Here is a 201-nt window from a genome sequence, read left to right as displayed (position 1 = left end):
ACTACGACTCCTGGGAAGGACCAATCAACGTCCCGACCGGCATCGCCGAGGAGCTGGCCCAGTTCGTCATCGACCGGGACATCGACACCGCGATCTCGCGCAGGATGGAGGTCGACCACGGCGCCGTGCAGCCGATGGAGATCATCTTCGGCGGGCTGGATGCGACTCCGGTGATCCCGGTCTTCGTCAACTCCGTCGCCC

At 65.2% G+C, this 201-nt stretch carries 1 protein-coding gene; it reads left to right on the top strand.

Annotated features, from left to right (window positions below):
* Positions 1-201, top strand: a 201-nt coding sequence (locus AC5RWU_RS24880; RefSeq protein ID WP_493986824.1) for a DODA-type extradiol aromatic ring-opening family dioxygenase, incomplete at both ends; no start/stop codon positions are given.

The sequence above is a fragment of the Arthrobacter sp. B0427-1-12 genome (genome assembly GCF_059092905.1).
Note: the sequence above shows the minus strand (reverse complement) of the source record. Positions and strands in the feature narration are given on the sequence as shown.